The sequence below is a fragment of the Marmoricola sp. URHA0025 HA25 genome, from assembly GCF_054059435.1.
Map to the genome: position 1 here is coordinate 3,450,212 of NZ_JBSSCD010000001.1, position 14,609 is coordinate 3,464,820.

Below are 14,609 nucleotides of genomic sequence, written 5' to 3' on the forward strand. Positions count from 1 at the left end.
TGGGAACGCGTCGGGGACGCAATTCACTACGCCGGTAGTGAATTGCCGGCTTGCCGAATGGAATCCGGTACGGGGAGCCCGAAGTTCGCTACGCCAGTAGTGAATTCCGGAGCGCTCAGACGCCGTACCCACCATCCACGTCCAGCTTCTGCCCACTCACGAACCCGGCACGGTCCGATGCGAGGAAGCAGACCGCCTCGGCGATGTCCACGGCGTTGCCGAACCGTCGCAGCGGGATGTTGCCGCGGGCGGCGTCCAGGGCACGCTCGTCGAGCTCGCCCGAGCCGATCAGCCGCGCGGCCATGCCGTCGGTGAGCATCCCGGGGCCGACGCAGTTGACCCGCACGCCGAAACGTCCCTCCTCGGCGGCCAGGCCACGGACCAGCGCCTCGACGGCCGCCTTGGGTGCCGAGGACAGTCCGTCGCGCACGGGGAACCGCGAGGTGGCCGCGGTCGTCACCGCCACGACGTTGCCGCCCGCCTCGCGCAGCGCCGGCAGCGCCGGCGCGACCACCCGGAAGAACGCCGCGGCATCGCCGTCGAGCTGCGCGGCGAGGTCTGCGGGCGCGACCCTGCTGAGGTGCCGCATCGGCACGTGCGGCCCGGCCGCGTAGACGAGCGTGTGCAGGCCGCCGTACGCCGCCACCACGCGCTCGACCGCCACCGCGCAGGCGCTGTCGTCGTGCAGGTCCATCGCGACTGCCTCGCCCCGCACACCGTGGACGGTCGCCTCGGCCACCGCTGCCTGCGCCTTCTCGGGCGACGAGCGATAGGTGGCGACCACGGCACTGCCGCGCTCACCGAGCATCCGCACGATCGCCCGGCCTATCCCGCCGCTGCCACCCACGACGAGCGCCGTGCCGGCGCGGTCCGCGAAGTCCTGGTCCATGCGCGCAGCGTAGGGCCGCAAGCGCCTAGCCGGCGCTGAACGACACCGAGTGCCAACCGGTCGCGCCGTTCGGCACGACGTCCCTGCGCACCGAGGTCTGCGTGTAGCCGGACTTGTCGGTCGCCCGGACCAGCAGGATGTGGTCGCCTCGCTCGACGTCGACACTGCCGGTCCACTGCACCCACGTGTCCACATCCGGTACGCCGCCCAGCTGCGCGTCCTGCCACGACCCTCCGTCGAGCTGGTACTCGACCCGCTCGATGCCGGTGTGCTGGGCCCAGGCGCTGCCGCCGATCCGGACGGAGCCCGCCGACACGTTGCTGCCGTCGCGCGGCACGTCGATCCGCGACTGCGTCTTGACCGGGCCCTTCTCCGACCAGCCGCGGTCGGTCCAGTACGCGGTGACCTTGTCGAAGCGGGTGACCTCGAGGTCGACCAGCCACTTGGTCGCCGACACGTAGCCGTAGAGACCCGGCACCACCATCCGCACCGGGAACCCGTGGTCGATGGGCAGCGGCTGGCCGTTCATCGCCACGGCGAGCATGGCGTTGCGGTCGTCGGTCAACGCGGTCAGCGGGGTGCCGCACGTCCAGCCGTCGTGCGAGGTCTGCAGCACCGCGTCGGCGCCGGAGCGGACGCCGGCCGCGTAGAGCAGGTCGCGCACCAGCACGCCGGACCAGTAGGCGTTGCCGATGAGGTCACCACCCACCTCGTTGGACACGCAGCACAGCGTCACCCACGCCTCGGTGAGCTGCCTGCGGACCAGGTCGTCGTAGGTGAGGGTCAGCTCGTTGTCGACCATCCCGTGGATCCGCAGCTGCCAGTCCTTGGGCGAGATCGACGGCGCGGAGAGGGCCGTGTGGATGAGGTAGAAGCTGTCGTTGGGCGTGCGCCAGGGCGCGATGCCCGGCACCTTCAGGTCGGCGCCCCCAGGCACCGCGCCCCTCGCGACCGGCAGCCGCAGTAGCTTGCGTGCCTGCTCGACGTGGCGGCGGCTCCGGCTCGCAAAGCGACCCGCCGCGCCTGCGAAGGCCACCACCACCGCGACGCCCCCGACCCGGGTGAGGAACGCGCGACGGCTGGCGCCGCTCGCATCGGTGTCGACGTCAGCGGCAGGTCGCGGCTCCGCGAGCAACGGAGCGGTGAGGAAGCGCAGCGTGACGATCCAGGTGACCAGGCCGACGACGACGGCGAGGCCCGACGCGGTCCCGGAGTCCTCGAGGCGGACCACCGCGGCCAGGCCGACCACTGCGAGGGCGAAGAAGACGGCGTCCGGGACGAGCGGATGACGGGCCGAGAGCAGCCCGGTGGCGGCGCAGATCAGCACCAGGACGACGACGGTCCCGGTGACCAGCAGCGGCTTGTCGAGGTGCCCGACGCTCTTGATCAGCCGGTGCGCGAGCCATCCCGGCGTGAAGTCGCGCACGGCGCTGGCGACGGCGACGACCGGGCCGTTCCTCGCCCCCAGCGCCCAGACCGTCGCCTGGCTCGTGACGACGCCCGCGACGCCGGTGACGACGCCGGCGAGCGCGAGGGACGCGGTCGAGCGATCAGGCCTCACCCGCCCATGCTCCCGCATCACGCCACACGGCGGTCTTACGAACCGCTGACGTCGCCGCCGGGCCGGTTCGGGCATGATCGTCGCGTGGACCTGCGCATCGGCATCGGCACCGACGTACACCGACTCGCCGCGGGGCGTCCGATGCGCATCGCCGGGCTCGACTGGCCCGAGGAGAGCGACGGCCCCGAGGGGCACTCCGACGGCGACGTGGTGCTGCACGCGATCTGCGACGCGCTGCTGTCCGCCGCCGGACTGGGCGACCTCGGCAGCACCTTCGGTACGGCGGACCCGGAGTGGGCCGGCGCCGACAGCAACGCCCTGCTCGCCGAGACCCTGCGCCGGGTCGGCGACGCGGGCTGGTCGGTCGGCAACGTCGCCGTGCAGCTGGTCGGGAACCGTCCCCGGCTGGGCACCCGGCGGGCGGAGGCCGAGGCCGCGCTCGACGAGCGGCACGGCATCAGCGTCTCGATCTCGGCGACCACGACCGACGGCCTCGGCCTCACCGGGCGGGGCGAAGGGGTCGCCGCGATCGCGACCGCGCTCCTCACCCGTCCCGGCCACCTCGGCTGACCGCGGTGTCGGGTGGACCACATTTCCGCAGTTTCCTGTTACCAGAGGGCACACTAAATCCATGAGGACCTTCGACGGACTCGAGCTCGACGTCCGCACCTACGGCCCCGAGGACGCCGGGCTGGCCGTGGCCCTGGCGCACTGCTGGACGCTCAACCAGGAGGACTGGCACTACCAGGTCCGGGCGCTGCAGCGGGAGTTCGGCCACCGGATCCGGATCGTCACCTGGGACCATCGCGGCCACGGGGGCTCCGACGCGGCCCCGAAGCGCTCCTGCACCATCGACCACCTCGCGCGTGACATGGCCGACGTCCTCGACGCCCATGCACCACACGGCAAGCTGGTGCTCGCCGGGCATTCGATCGGCGGGATGACGATGATGGCGCTCGCCCAGCAGCGCCCCGAGGTCTACGACCGGGTCGTCGGCGCCGCCTTCGTGGCGACCTCCTCGGGACAGCTGGACACCGTCACGCTCGGCCTGCCGGAGATGGGTCCGTTCGTGCGCGCGCAGATCCCCCGCGCCCTGGCGCTCCGCTCGCGCACCCTGACCCGCCGTGCACGCCGGCGGGCGCCGATCATCGAGCGCCAAGTGGTGCGGCGCTTCCTCTTCGGACGTCCGATGCGCCTGGCGGACGCCGCCCTGACGGTCGAGGGGATCATCAACTGCTCCTCCGCCACGTTGGTCGGGTTCTACGAGGACTGCATGCGCCACGACCGTGCCGACGCACTCAAGGTGCTCGACGGCATCCCCACGCACGTCCTGGTCGGCACGCGCGACCTGCTCACTCCCCCGGCGCACGCGCGGCGGATCGCCGACCACGTCGAGGGCGCGGTGCTGACCGTCGTACCGGATGCAGGGCACATGCTCACCCTCGAGCGCGACGAGCTCGTGTCGACGACGCTCGTCCGACTCGTCCGCCCGCACGTGTGAACGACGTGGCCGCCATGCCGAGATCGGCGATCGTCGTGCTCGGCGCCGGATCAGGTCGCCGCCTGGGGGCCGAGCGCAACAAGGTGCTGCTGCCGCTCGCCGACAGGCCGGTCCTCGCGCACAGCGTGCGCACGGCGCTCGACGTCGACGGAGCCCATCGCGTCGTGGTCGTCATCCGTCCCGACGACCGGCCCGACGTCGCCGACGCCCTCGCTCCGCACCTGGGCGTCCACGACGTGTGGCTGGTCGACGGCGGCGACGAGCGCCACGATTCCGAGTACCTGGCCCTGCAGGCGCTGCGCGACGACATCGAGCGCGGCGAGATCGACGTGGTCGCGATCCACGACGGTGCCCGGCCGCTGGCGTCGGCCGCACTGTTCCGGGCAGTGATCGACGTCGCCGCACGGGACGGAGCAGCGGTGCCGGCCGTCGTTGCCGGCCGGCTCAGCACCGCCGACGGCGCACTCGCCGCCGACGGCCTGGTCGCCGTGCAGACGCCACAGGCCTTCGACGCACGTGCGCTGCTCGCGGCGTACGACGCGGCCCGAGCCGACGGGTTCGCCGGCACCGACACCGCCGCCTTCCTCGAGCGGTACGCCGACCTGGCCGTCCACGCCGTCGCCGGTGAGCGCCGCAACCTGAAGATCACCTTCGCCGACGACCTCCGGCTCGCCGAGGAGCTGGTCGGATCGTGCGACCCCGACTCAGGGGCGTGACGCGCGGCTGAGTGCTTCGAGGTCGCGGATCTCGGCCTCGTCGTGCACGCGCCGCCCGAGCGGCGGCGCCTCCAGCCAGAGGACCGGAGAGGTCGCCGCCAGCGTCTCGACCAGTCGCGGGAAGTCATCGCTGTCGAGCCGCTCGAGGCCGGAGAGGACGCCGGCCGGGATGACGACCGGCGACGTGACCGCGCGCAGACCCTCCCGATCCACGGTCGCCCCGAGCAGTTCGCCCTCGGTCTGCTTGATCGTGTCGGTGACCGGCCGGAAGCCCACGACGACCGACTCGGCCTCGATGGCCTGCTCGACCGCCTCGCTCAGGAAGGCCACCGGTGTCAGCGGGCAGAGCGGGTCGTGGAGCACCAGGGCGCGGCCCGACTGGCGTACCTGCTCGAAGCTGACCGAGGCGTCGAAGAGGTCGACCCCCGCCTCGCCCAGCGCCCAGGACGCCGCGGCCACCAGCGACTCCCCGTGGACCAGCGCGAACGGCAGCGAGCCACGGCCCTCCACCGGCACCCAGCCCAGCGGCCGCTCCTCGTCCATGGCTCGACCCTAGGCCGCAGGGGAAGCGCAGACGCCCCCGGCCGGTGGCCGGGGGCGCCGCAGTGATCTACCGGGGAAAGCCCGTGGGCTCCCCGTGTGCTCGCTTCAGGAAGCGAGGACCTCGTCGAGGATCGCCTCGGCCTTGTCCTCGTTGGTGTGCTCGGCCAGCGCCAGCTCGGAGACGAGGATCTGGCGTGCCTTCGCCAGCATCCGCTTCTCGCCCGCGGAGAGGCCCCGGTCACGCTCGCGGCGCCACAGGTCGCGGACGACCTCGGCCACCTTCATCACGTCACCGGAGTGCAGCTTCTCCAGGTTGGCCTTGTAGCGGCGCGACCAGTTGGTCGGCTCGTCGGGGACGACGGCACGCAGCACGTCGAACACCCGGTCGAGACCTTCCTTGTCGACCACGTCGCGGACCCCGACGAGGTCGAGGTTGCACGCCGGCACCCTGACGACCAGGTCCTGCTGGGCCACGATGCGGAGTACGAGGTACTGCTTCTCCTCGCCCTTGATGGCGCGCATCTCGATGTCCTCGATGACCGCAGCCCCGTGATTTGGATAAACGACCGTTTCGCCGACGGTGAAAGTCATGTGCTTGTGAACCCCTTTCGAGGTACCCAGTCTAACACGCGCGGACAGCCGCTCCCTCCGCGTTTGCGCAGGTCAGAGCGGCAATCGACGCTTGACAACTCTGCCGTCGATGTGCGTCCGACGCGGTCGGCCCCCTCGGTTTCGTGACGAGGTCGCGCCCGTTGCAGCCACGCCGGCGGTGCCCGTGCCGATAGTTTTCGCCCATGAGCGATGCGGTTTCGACCACGCGATCGGGCCGGGTCCGCGACCTGGTCCGCAGCGCCCACCCCAAGCAGGCCGTGTTCTTGACCGCCGTGCTGGGAGTCCTCGCCGCGATCGACGGGAGGTCCGAGCGCGAGTACCTGCTGACCGCCGCCGCGGTGCTCGCCGTCCAGCTCTCCCTCGGCCTGTCGAACGACCTCTGCGACCAGCACCACGACTACCGCGCGCAGACACCCGGCAAGCCGATCGCGAGCGGCGCACTGCCCGCCAACCGGGCGAGCTACTGGATGTACGTCTTCGTCCTGCTCGCCGTGCCGCTGTCCATGTACTCCGGCACCGCCGCCGGGCTGGCACTCATCGCGACCCTCCCGATCGGATGGCTCCACAACCGCTGGCTGCACCGGACGGCGCTGTCCTGGCTGGGCTGGACGCTGACGTTCGCGCTGCTGCCGGCGTTCCTGGCCTACGGCGGCTGGGGCAAGGGCGTGCACGGTGATCCGCCGACGTACGCGGTCACCGGTGCGGCCGCAGCCGTGGGGTTCTGCCTGCACTTCGTCACCACGCTCGGCGACCTGGTCGAGGACAACAAGTCGGGCGCCCGCAACCTCCCGCTGCGGCTCGCCCTGCGGATCGGCGCGCCCCGCCTCCTGGTGCTGACCATCCTCCTGACCGCCGCGGCCGTGGCCGGTCTCGCGGTGGCCACTCTGACGATCGGGCTGCGTCAGTGAGACGGTAGGCTGCAGCCGCGCCGGACTACCCGCACGGCAGGCCCGCGGCCCGGCGCACGTCCGTCCGTCGCACCGGAGAGGACCCGAGGTCCGTGAAGTCCCCGACCCAGCGTCGCGTCGCGATCGCCGCCCTCCTGCTGGCTCCCGCCCTGACCGCCTGCGGGTTCAACGAGCAGACCGATCAGGTCTACCAGCCGGCCGTGGGCGTCAACGACCGCGCGGGAAACGTCGACATCCTCAACGCCCTGATCGTCAGCGGCACCGACGGGTCCGGCACCTTCGCCGGCACCCTGGTGAACAAGGACCAGACCCAGGACGACCGCCTCGAGAGCGTGTCGGGGCCCGACGTGACCGCGTCCGGCGACTCCGTCAGCATCCCCGCCGCTGAAGCGGTCCCGCTCGCCGACGAGGGCCAGCTGACGCTCGAGGGCGACGCCATCACACCGGGCACCTTCATCGAGCTCACCTTCGTCTTCGGCAGCGGTCAGTCGACCACGCTGAAGGTGCCGGTCGTCGAGGCGGCCGGCGACTACGGCGACGTACCGCTGCCGAGCGCCTCGCCGACCTCGAGCCCGCTCCTCGAAGCCGTCGAAGAAGCCGTCCTCCAGCCCGTCGTCGAGCCCCTCGTCGACCCCCACCGCAACCGGGTGACCGGCTGATGGCAACGCTGATCCTGCTCCGCCACGGCGAGAGCGAGTGGAACGCCAAGAACCTCTTCACCGGCTGGGTCGACGTCGCACTCACCGAGAAGGGCCGCGCCGAGGCGACCCGCGGCGGCGAGCAGCTGGTCGAGGCCGGCCTGCTGCCCGACGTGGTGCACACCTCGCTGCAGCGCCGGGCGATCACCACGGCCCACCTGGCGCTCGACGCGGCCGACCGGCACTGGATCCCCGTACGCCGGTCCTGGCGGCTCAACGAGCGCCACTACGGCGCGCTGCAGGGCAAGGACAAGAAGCAGGTGCGCGACGAGTACGGCGAAGAGCAGTTCATGCTCTGGCGCCGCTCGTACGACGTGCCGCCGCCGCCGATCGCCGACGACGACCCCTGGTCACAGGCCGGCGACCCGCGCTACGCCGACCTCGGCCCCGAGATGCCGCGCAGCGAGTGCCTCAAGGACGTCGTGGCGCGGATGCTCCCCTACTGGGACGCGTCGATCGTGCCCGACCTCGAGGCCGGCCGCACCGTGCTGCTGGCCGCCCACGGCAACAGCCTGCGGGCGGTGGTCAAGCACCTCGACCAGGTCTCCGACGACGACATCGCGGGCCTCAACATCCCCACCGGCATGCCGCTGGTCTACGAGCTCGACGAGAGCCACGTACCCACGGTCTCCGGCGGGCGCTACCTGGACCCGGAGGCCGCCGCGGCGGCCGCGGCTGCGGTGGCGAACCAGGGTCGCTGACGGCCCCGGGTTTCACTACTTGCGTAGTGAAACGGCTGCTTCCCGTACGCGATCGCATACGGGGAGCCGGGGTTTCACTACGGAAGTAGTGAAATTGCCCGCCCGGCCGCTCAGTCGTTCAGGTACGCCGGCTGCTCGCCGGTGACCAGGAAGACCACCCGGCGGGCGATCGAGACCGCGTGGTCGGCGATCCGCTCGTAGTAGCGCCCGAGCAGCGCGATGTCGACGGCCGGCTCGACGCCGTGCTTCCAGTCAGAGCCGAGCAGCTCGCGGAACGACGACCTGCGCAACCGGTCCATCTCCTCGTCGACCTGCTCGAGCTCCTCGGCCGCGGCGATGTCGGAGTCGGCGATGATGTGGCCGACCTTGGCCACCATCACCTCGGCCACCGCGGCCATCCGGGCGATCGTCGGGACGATCTCGTCGGGCACCGCGACCTCCGGCACCCGCAGTCGCGCGATCTTCGCGACGTGCACCGAAAGGTCGCCCATCCGCTCGAACTCGCCGACCATCCGCAGCGAGGCGACGAGCATCCGCAGGTCACCGGCAACCGGGTTCTGCAGCGCCAGCAGGTCGAAGCTGTGGTCCTCGATCCGGACCCGGAGCGCGTCGATCGCCTCGTCCTCGGAGATCACCTGCTCGGCGAGCTGGGCGTTGCCGTCCAGCAGCGCCGTCGTGGCCTTGGACACCGCCTCGCCGACGAGCCTGGTCATCGTCAGCAGGTCGTCGCGGATCGAGTCGAGCTGGTCGGTGTAGGCATCGCGCATGACGCTGAGCGTAGTTCCGCCAGGTGAACGGAGAGCGACGAATCGTGAACGGGGTGCGAACAGTCCTTGAAGGCCACCTCCGCAGGCCGAACAGCAGGTGAAACCCTGCGTACGATCACTGCCGTGAGCTCCACGACGCAAGCCCTCCTGTTCGCCCTGCTCGGGGCGGTCCTCGGGGCCGGCGTCGTCCTCGCGTGGCGGATCAGCGAGGCCCAGACGAGGCCCGCCCTCCCGGTTCCCGGGTCGTCGTTGCCCCCCGGGATCGCGGCGGTGCTCTCGGCGCTTCGCAGCAGCGCCCTGGTCGTCGACAGCAGCGAGCAGGTGCTCAAGGCATCGGCCCCGGCGATCGCCATGGGGCTGGTGCGCGACCGCCGGATCGCCGTACGCGAGCTCGCCGAGCTCGTCCAGCAGGTACGCCGCGACGGCCAGATCCGCGAGACCGAGATCGTCATGCAACGCGCCCCGGGTACGCCGCCCCGGCACGTCTCGGCCCGGGTCGCGCCGCTGAGCTCGCAGCTGGTGCTCGCCCTCGTCGAGGACCGCACCCGCGAGCACCGCGTCGAGTCGATCCGCCGCGACTTCGTGGCGAACGTGAGCCACGAGCTGAAGACACCGGTCGGCGCGATCCGACTGCTCTCCGACGCGGTCATCGAGGCGGCGGAGGACCCCGAGGCGGTGCAGCGGTTCGCCGGCCGGATGCACACCGAGAGCGAGCGGCTGGCAAGGCTCGTGCAGCAGATCATCGAGCTCTCGCGGCTCCAGGGGGACGACCCCCTCGACGAGCCGATGCCGGTGGACGTCGACGACATCCTCAAGCGCGCGCTGGACGAGAACTCGACGGACGCGAGCGCGAGCGGGATCACCCTCGTCCGCGACGGCGAGGAGGGCCTGGTGCTCCTCGGCAGCAGGGAAGCAGGTTGCGGTCGCGATCGGCAACCTGGTCGCCAACGCCGTCGCGTACTCCCCCGAGGGCTCGACCGTCGTGGTCTCGGCCAAGGGTGGCGAGAGCACCGTCGACCTGAGCGTGACCGACCAGGGCATCGGCATCCCGGCGACCGAGATCGACCGGATCTTCGAGCGGTTCTATCGCGTCGACCCGGCCCGGCACCGGTCCACCGGCGGCACCGGGCTGGGGCTGTCGATCGTCAAGCACGTGGCGGCGTCGCACGGCGGCGACGTCCGGGTCTGGTCCGTCGAGGGGCAGGGCTCGACGTTCACGCTCACCCTGCCCAGGAAGGTGGCCACCATGGAGGCACAGTCGTGACCCGCGTACTCGTGGTCGAGGACGAGGAGAGCTACAGCGACGCCCTCTCCTACATGCTGCGCAAGGAAGGCTTCGAGGTGGCGGTCGCCGCGACCGGGCCCGACGCACTCACGGAGTTCGACCGCTCCGGCGCCGACATCGTGCTGCTGGACCTGATGCTGCCCGGCATGCCCGGCACGGAGGTCTGCCGACAGATCCGGCAGACCTCGAACGTCCCCGTGATCATGGTCAGCGCGAAGGACGACGAGGTCGACAAGGTCGTCGGCCTGGAGCTCGGCGCCGACGACTACGTGACCAAGCCGTACTCCCCGCGCGAGCTGGTCGCCCGGATCCGGGCGGTGCTGCGCCGCGGCATCGAGCCGGAGCTGGTGCCGGCGACGCTCGAGGCCGGCCCGGTGCGGATGGACGTGGAGCGGCACGTCGTCACGATCGGTGGCGAGGACGTCCGGCTGCCGCTGAAGGAGTTCGAGCTGCTGGAGATGTTCCTGCGCAACCCCGGCCGGGTGCTGACCCGCGGACAGCTGATCGACCGGGTCTGGGGCTCTGACTACGTCGGCGACACCAAGACCCTCGACGTCCACGTGAAGCGGCTGCGCGCCAAGATCGAGTCGAACCCCGCGGAGCCGAAGCTGCTGACGACGGTCCGCGGGCTCGGGTACAAGCTCGACCTCTGAGCCGCGGCGCCGCCCGGAACGAGCGGGCCGCGGCTCAGGAGAAGCGCCCCCGGCTACAGGCCGCCCAGCGCCGTCCGCCAGATCCCACGGCCGTGCGTGGCCGCGTACAGGTAGCCGTCGGGTCCCACGCTGATGTCGTACACCGTGGTGAGCGGCAGTGCGCTCGGCGTACCGGACTGGCCACCGATCCGCTTCCAGCCCGACACGTCGCCGGTGACCGGGTCGATGACGCCGACCATGACGCCGTAGTCGGTCGCGACGACCAGCTTGTTGCCCACGCGCACGACATCGGTCGCGGGCACGTCCGGCGTACCCGCCGACTCGTTGGTCCACGTCACGCCGCCCGACGCGGTCAGCACGCCCTTCCACACGTGGTCCTGGTGCGCCCCGGGACCCTCGATGAACGTCCGGTTGTAGCCGTTGAAGACCAGGTACACCGTCGCCGTGCTGCCCGAGACGCTGTCGATGAAGACGCCACTCGGGTACCGCGGCGGCAACCCGTCCATGTTCAGCTCGTGCCAGGTGCCTCCGAAGTTGGTCATCACGCCGCGGGTGAAGCCGGTGCTGTTGCAGTTGGTCTCACCGCACCACGCCGCCACCGTCACGTCCTTGGTCGCGTCCTGCTTGGCCGCCGGATCGGCGACCGAGTCGAGACCGACCACCATCCGGTTGGCGGTGCCGAGCGTCGCCCGCTTGGTCCAGCCGTGGCCCGGCAGCGTCGCCGCCTGCTCCGGCGTCGTCGAGAAGCCGCGGTCGTGCGTCCAGACCGAGTTGCCCCCCGCGACCCAGCGCTCCGAGCTCTGGTCACCGGTGTTCAGCGAGCCGCGCACGACCCGGAACGGGGCGGTGAACCGCGGGTTGGCGTCGGGCACGCTGATGTCGTACGACGCCTTGTGGCTCCCGTCGGTCTGCCCGCAGTTCTTCGTGAACCACAGGGTCAGGTAGACGTACTCGTCGAGGATCTGGCAACCGTTGAGCGGGTTGACGATGATGTCGCCACCGTCGCCGCCGAACGGGGAGACCATCTCGGTGTTGCCCTGGTTGTCCTTGCGGTCCCCTCGCAGCAGCGAGCCACCGTTGTCCTGGAGGCCGCCCGCGACCGCGTAGCCGGACCGCTCCGGGTCCGCGCCGACGCCGACCGAGTAGTACTGCAGCGTGCCGAGGCCCTTGGAGTGGCTCACCCAGTCGGTGGCGTTGCCGTTCTTGTTCGACGTGCCCTGGATCGGACGCGACTTCACGCCGCCGTCGTTGCCGACGTACACCCGGTTGCCGTAGGTGACGATCGAGTGCTGGTCGGAGTGCGTTGTCTCCGGGCAGGTGTTCTTCGACGCCAGGATGCTCCAGCAGGAGAAGTCGAAGTTCCAGTACGGGCCGGGCGTGGTCCAGCCCGAACCGCCGTTGGTCGTCTCGTAGACCTCCTCGAGACCCAGCCAGACGTGGTCCGGGTGTCCGGGCTCGGTCTGGATGAAGTTGTTGTACCAAGCCTGCACGCCCGGCCGGTAGTCCAACCCGCCCTTGCCGTGCAGCGCCGAGCCCGAGTCGGAGAGCTTGCCGCTGTCGGCGATCCGGTTCCACGGGCCCGCGAGCGAGCCGCTCGGCGACTTGTAGACGCCGTTCAGCACGGTCTGCGGCGAGTGCGCGAGCTTGGTCGGCGACTCCACGACGGCGTACAGCACCGTCTTGTGACCGGACGAGTCGGTGCCCCAGGCGAACTCGGTGTTGCCGACCTGCTGGTAGCCGAGACCGCCCTGCGGGTTCACCTGGGCGAAGGTCCCGGCGCCGCCGTTGGCGCTGGCGTAGAAGCCGTTGTAGCTGGCATCGCCGCTGCGCCAGGCAGCGTTGAGCAGCACGCGGCCGGCATCGTCGATGGCGACGTCGTTGACGATGTTCTTGTACGGCGTGCTGATGTCGGTGTCCGCGCCGGGGTTCGGCATGAACACGTTGGTCCAGTGCGCAGCGCCGCTGAGCGGGTAGCGCCACAGGCCACGCGTGGTCGCGGCGTAGGCGAAGCCGTGCACGTCGTCGAAGCGGAGCTTGTTGATGCCGCGGCTCTCGAGCTCGACGCCGCCGACCCGGTCGGTGTCCTGGAACTGCGCGGTCGTCGCGCTGGCGTCGGTCGCACGCGGGTTGCGGTACACACCCGAGCCGACGTAGGACGTGGCGCCGGTGTTCGCCTCGCCGGTGGCGTACCAGAGCGCACCGTCGTGGAACTCGAGGTCGCCGGTCGACAGCGAGAGGATGCCGTCCGAGATCGGCTCCCAGGACCCGTCGTCACCGGGGTCGGACAGGTTCGCCCCCAGGCTCTTGCGGAACACGCCGCCGTTGGCGCCGCCTGCGAACAGGTAGCCGCCGCCGGCCGCCAGGCCGGTGATCCGGCCGGCCACGTAGCCAGCACCGCCGGAGGAGTTGGAGTTGTCGGGGTCACGGTAGTTCGCGTCGTCGCCGTCGTAGGGGAGGTCGGTGACCTCCGACCAGCTGCTGCCGTTGGAGGTCAGGCTCCGGAAGTCGCCGAGGCTGCTGGAGAGCTGGCCGGCCGCGACCGAGCCGTAGGGCGCCATCCGGGCGTCGGCGGCAGCGGTCATCGACGCGAGGATCTCCGCGGACTCCGAGTCGGGTCCGCCGACGACACCCGGTACGCCGTGCTCCTCGCCTTCCCGCTCCCGCTCCTCCGCCGCCTCTCCGCCGGTGCGCTCGAGGTAGCCGACGTAGCGCGGCCCGGACTCCTTCGCGCGCTCGTCGTCACCGCCCTGGGCGACCACAAGGCCCACTGCGGCGAGCGCCGCCGCCGCCACCAATCCCACTGAAATCCGCATCCGCCGGGAAAACTTCATCTCGCAGGCCTCTCGCACCGAAGATCCACCGCTCGGGTGGGCGGCGCAGCCACCGTAAACGGCGGACCCGGCCCCTGGGAAGGTTCAGCGATCACGATCTGGTGTGAATACTGGTCGGGTGAGCATCCAGGACGCTGCGACACCGGCGGCGTACGACGTGCTCGCCGACCGGCGCTGGCTGGTCCTGACTGGGGCGGGCGTGTCGACGGACTCGGGGATCCCGGACTACCGCGGGTCGGGCGCGCCGGTCCGGACGCCGATGACGCTCCAGCAGTTCCGCTCCGGCCACACCGCGCGCCAGCGGTACTGGGCCAGGAGCTTCCTGGGCTGGTCGGCGATGGGCACGGCCCGGCCGAACCAGACGCACCACCTGCTCGCGCGGCTGGAGGTCGAGGGTCGCCTGACCGGCCTGATCACGCAGAACGTCGACGGCCTGCACCGGGCGGCCGGCCACCGCGACGTGGTCGAGCTGCACGGCCGGATCGACCACGTGGTCTGCCTCGACTGCGGCGACCGGACCGGTCGAGCCGCGCTCCAGGAGCGGCTGACCGCGCTGAACCGCGCATTCACGGCGACGGACGCCCGAGTCCTTCCCGACGGGGACGTCGACCTCGCGGCGACCGGTGGCTTCGTCGTCGCCGCCTGCGAGGCGTGCGGCGGTGTCCTGAAGCCGGACGTCGTGTTCTTCGGCGAGAACGTGCCGGCCGCGCGCGTCCAGCACAGCGCCGGACTGGTCGAGCAGGCTGAGGCGCTGGTCGTCCTCGGGTCGTCGCTGCACGTCTTCAGCGGTCGCCGGTTCGTCAAGCAGGCCCACGCAAGGGGCATCCCGGTGGTGATCGTCAACCGAGGCGTGACCCGGGGCGATCCGCTCGCCACGATCAAGGTGGACGCCGGCTGCGCCGCGACGCTCGCCGGCTGGCTCGGCTGAGGCTGGCTGCCCGGCC

General features: G+C 71.3%; 15 protein-coding genes and 1 pseudogene. 10 read left to right on the plus strand and 6 right to left on the minus strand.

The window, feature by feature from the left end; translation table 11 throughout:
• Positions 1 to 115: 115 nt before the first annotated feature.
• Together ACVW00_RS17005 and ACVW00_RS17010 are read right to left on the minus strand one after the other, a co-directional pair.
• Positions 116 to 889 (minus strand): SDR family NAD(P)-dependent oxidoreductase, encoded by a 774-nt coding sequence (locus ACVW00_RS17005; RefSeq protein WP_457112081.1) that lies wholly within the window; start codon positions 887 to 889, stop codon positions 116 to 118.
• Positions 890 to 914: 25 nt separating this feature from the next.
• Positions 915 to 2,450, minus strand: coding sequence for a molybdopterin-dependent oxidoreductase (locus ACVW00_RS17010; RefSeq protein ID WP_457112082.1), 1,536 nt, complete (start codon positions 2,448 to 2,450; stop codon positions 915 to 917).
• 84 nt (positions 2,451 to 2,534) lie between these two features.
• Here ACVW00_RS17010 and ispF point away from each other — a divergent pair, with 84 nt between their 5' ends.
• From ispF to ACVW00_RS17025, 3 genes are all read left to right on the plus strand, one after another.
• Complete coding sequence (ispF, locus tag ACVW00_RS17015) at positions 2,535 to 3,020, plus strand: 2-C-methyl-D-erythritol 2,4-cyclodiphosphate synthase (protein ID WP_457112083.1); 486 nt, start codon at positions 2,535 to 2,537, stop codon at positions 3,018 to 3,020.
• Positions 3,021 to 3,081: 61 nt separating this feature from the next.
• Entirely contained in the window at positions 3,082 to 3,951 is an 870-nt protein-coding gene (locus ACVW00_RS17020; protein WP_457112084.1) for an alpha/beta fold hydrolase, read from the plus strand.
• 14 nt (positions 3,952 to 3,965) lie between these two features.
• Positions 3,966 to 4,667: an IspD/TarI family cytidylyltransferase gene (locus ACVW00_RS17025; protein WP_457112085.1), complete on the plus strand. Its 702-nt coding sequence runs from the start codon at positions 3,966 to 3,968 to the stop codon at positions 4,665 to 4,667.
• On the opposite strand, the gene ACVW00_RS17030 is transcribed toward ACVW00_RS17025, so the two are convergent.
• Together ACVW00_RS17030 and ACVW00_RS17035 are read right to left on the minus strand one after the other, a co-directional pair.
• Positions 4,656 to 5,210, minus strand: a complete 555-nt coding sequence (locus ACVW00_RS17030; protein ID WP_457112086.1) for a 2-C-methyl-D-erythritol 4-phosphate cytidylyltransferase — start codon at positions 5,208 to 5,210, stop codon at positions 4,656 to 4,658. The two genes, ACVW00_RS17025 and ACVW00_RS17030, sit on opposite strands and share 12 nt — an antisense overlap.
• A 105-nt stretch (positions 5,211 to 5,315) precedes the next feature.
• Positions 5,316 to 5,801: a CarD family transcriptional regulator gene (locus ACVW00_RS17035; protein WP_457112087.1), complete on the minus strand. Its 486-nt coding sequence runs from the start codon at positions 5,799 to 5,801 to the stop codon at positions 5,316 to 5,318.
• Positions 5,802 to 6,004: 203 nt separating this feature from the next.
• Here ACVW00_RS17035 and ACVW00_RS17040 point away from each other — a divergent pair, with 203 nt between their 5' ends.
• The 3 genes from ACVW00_RS17040 to ACVW00_RS17050 all read left to right on the plus strand — a co-directional run bounded on the left by ACVW00_RS17040 (position 6,005) and on the right by ACVW00_RS17050 (position 8,129).
• Positions 6,005 to 6,730 (plus strand): UbiA family prenyltransferase, encoded by a 726-nt coding sequence (locus tag ACVW00_RS17040; protein ID WP_457112088.1) that lies wholly within the window; start codon positions 6,005 to 6,007, stop codon positions 6,728 to 6,730.
• A gap of 92 nt (positions 6,731 to 6,822) precedes the next feature.
• Positions 6,823 to 7,389: a hypothetical protein gene (locus ACVW00_RS17045; protein ID WP_457112089.1), complete on the plus strand. Its 567-nt coding sequence runs from the start codon at positions 6,823 to 6,825 to the stop codon at positions 7,387 to 7,389.
• A complete protein-coding gene (locus tag ACVW00_RS17050) occupies positions 7,386 to 8,129 on the plus strand; it encodes a phosphoglyceromutase (RefSeq protein ID WP_457113131.1) in 744 nt (247 codons plus the stop codon). Before ACVW00_RS17045 ends, ACVW00_RS17050 begins: the two co-directional genes overlap by 4 nt.
• Positions 8,130 to 8,239: 110 nt before the next feature.
• Here ACVW00_RS17050 and phoU read toward each other — a convergent pair whose 3' ends face one another.
• Positions 8,240 to 8,896: a phosphate signaling complex protein PhoU gene (gene phoU, locus ACVW00_RS17055; RefSeq protein ID WP_457112090.1), complete on the minus strand. Its 657-nt coding sequence runs from the start codon at positions 8,894 to 8,896 to the stop codon at positions 8,240 to 8,242.
• Between the two features lie 450 nt (positions 8,897 to 9,346).
• On the opposite strand from phoU, the pseudogene ACVW00_RS17060 reads away from it, so the two are divergent.
• The 3 genes and pseudogenes from ACVW00_RS17060 to ACVW00_RS17070 form a co-directional block, all read left to right on the plus strand.
• Positions 9,347 to 9,598: pseudogene (locus tag ACVW00_RS17060) on the plus strand (histidine kinase dimerization/phospho-acceptor domain-containing protein); the annotation flags it as partial.
• Between the two features lie 235 nt (positions 9,599 to 9,833).
• On the plus strand, positions 9,834 to 10,160 hold the full coding sequence (locus ACVW00_RS17065; protein ID WP_457113132.1) for a sensor histidine kinase: 327 nt from the start codon (positions 9,834 to 9,836) through the stop codon (positions 10,158 to 10,160).
• Positions 10,157 to 10,834 (plus strand): response regulator, encoded by a 678-nt coding sequence (locus ACVW00_RS17070; RefSeq protein ID WP_457113133.1) that lies wholly within the window; start codon positions 10,157 to 10,159, stop codon positions 10,832 to 10,834. Before ACVW00_RS17065 ends, ACVW00_RS17070 begins: the two co-directional genes overlap by 4 nt.
• Positions 10,835 to 10,887: 53 nt before the next feature.
• Here ACVW00_RS17070 and ACVW00_RS17075 read toward each other — a convergent pair whose 3' ends face one another.
• Positions 10,888 to 13,626, minus strand: coding sequence for a hypothetical protein (locus ACVW00_RS17075; RefSeq protein ID WP_457112091.1), 2,739 nt, complete (start codon positions 13,624 to 13,626; stop codon positions 10,888 to 10,890).
• 157 nt (positions 13,627 to 13,783) lie between these two features.
• Here ACVW00_RS17075 and ACVW00_RS17080 point away from each other — a divergent pair, with 157 nt between their 5' ends.
• On the plus strand, positions 13,784 to 14,593 hold the full coding sequence (locus tag ACVW00_RS17080) for an NAD-dependent protein deacetylase (RefSeq protein ID WP_457112092.1): 810 nt from the start codon (positions 13,784 to 13,786) through the stop codon (positions 14,591 to 14,593).
• Positions 14,594 to 14,609: the final 16 nt, after the last annotated feature.

Excerpts from the sequence above, each read along its gene's own strand:
- ACVW00_RS17040 (WP_457112088.1), top strand. The coding sequence starts at position 6,005 with ATGAGCGATGCGGTTTCGACCACGCGATCGGGCCGGGTCCGCGACCTG.
- phoU (WP_457112090.1), bottom strand. The coding sequence starts at position 8,896 with ATGCGCGATGCCTACACCGACCAGCTCGACTCGATCCGCGACGACCTG.
- ACVW00_RS17030 (WP_457112086.1), bottom strand. The coding sequence starts at position 5,210 with ATGGACGAGGAGCGGCCGCTGGGCTGGGTGCCGGTGGAGGGCCGTGGC.
- ACVW00_RS17005 (WP_457112081.1), bottom strand. The coding sequence starts at position 889 with ATGGACCAGGACTTCGCGGACCGCGCCGGCACGGCGCTCGTCGTGGGT.
- ACVW00_RS17025 (WP_457112085.1), top strand. The coding sequence starts at position 3,966 with ATGCCGAGATCGGCGATCGTCGTGCTCGGCGCCGGATCAGGTCGCCGC.
- ACVW00_RS17035 (WP_457112087.1), bottom strand. The coding sequence starts at position 5,801 with ATGACTTTCACCGTCGGCGAAACGGTCGTTTATCCAAATCACGGGGCT.
- ACVW00_RS17020 (WP_457112084.1), top strand. The coding sequence starts at position 3,082 with ATGAGGACCTTCGACGGACTCGAGCTCGACGTCCGCACCTACGGCCCC.